Below are 1,074 nucleotides of genomic sequence, written 5' to 3'. Positions count from 1 at the left end.
GTCGCCATGAGCTTTCAATCTTTTCAGGATGATACCGTCAGGGTTGAGTACACTCCCGGTCAGCCCGGGGGCGTGGTGGCAGGACAGTCTGGTAACAAACCCCACCGCATTGATATTTCTCGTATAGAAAGACCTGACAACTCTCTATTTTCTCAATACTTTCCCGGAACGGTCTCAAGTCAATTCGTCCTGCAGAGGAACAAAAAAAACAACGGCTATTCGGAAACAAGACTTGATGATGCGAATCCCCGGACAGGCGGTGGCGGTCAGCGACTCAGTGATGACCAGGTTTCAGCACTCAGAGAGATGGTGACACAGCTGGAAGACCTATTACTCTGCCCCGTGGATGTGGAATTTGCCATCGATCATCAGGATCGCCTGTTTCTGTTGCAGGTGCGCCCCATAACCCGACTCTCCGGGGGCATGGATTTTGCCATGTCCAGACCCGGATCGAAAGAGACCCTGGCTATTGGCAAAGGCGTTAGCGAAGGCTATTGCACCGGACCCATCTGGTTGGCCAAAAAAAGAGAGGCAGACTCTATGCCGGAGGGAGCCATTGTTGTGGCCCGACATGCTGAAGAATGGATGCTTGAGCCTGGGTTCCTCAGGCGGGCAGGAGGGTTTGCCTTTGATCAAGGAGGGTTCAATGATCATGTGGCGATTCTCATGAAACAGGAGGAAAAAACCTTGATGCTGGCCGAGGGGCAGTATCCGGCCTTAGCCGCTCTGCATGGCCGACAGGTGACACTGGCCAGCGCCCGTTTTAATGGTATACCCTCTGCCTTCATTGCTGCCGGTGACCTTACCAGAAAACTGGCCAGTCACAGAAGCCTGTCCTGTGGTATTTCTGATGTGCCGTTAACAAAAGCTGTCCCGTCACGGGATGATTTATCCCCCCCAGAGGGCACATTCCGACTGGTCGCCAGCGGCTTTCAATGGCTCGCGGATCAAAATGCCCGGCTGCTGGCATTTTTTGCCTCCGGCGGCGGTCTGGATTGTCTGGCAAACCCGGTAAAACTAAGCATTTCGCCTCAACGATCAAAGCTACTGGCAGAGACCGTAGACAACGTAAAC

General features: G+C 53.5%; 1 protein-coding gene. It reads left to right on the top strand.

Features of this window, described 5'->3' with window-relative positions:
• The coding region (locus KDK17_RS18840; protein ID WP_257288800.1) for a PEP/pyruvate-binding domain-containing protein at positions 1–1,074 on the top strand (1,074 nt) is incomplete at both ends.

Source organism: Endozoicomonas sp. SESOKO2 (genome assembly GCF_024606245.1).
GTDB lineage: Bacteria > Pseudomonadota > Gammaproteobacteria > Pseudomonadales > Endozoicomonadaceae > Endozoicomonas_A.
The sequence above is the reverse complement of the archived record's forward strand: the minus strand, read 5'-3'. Positions and strand labels throughout refer to the sequence as shown.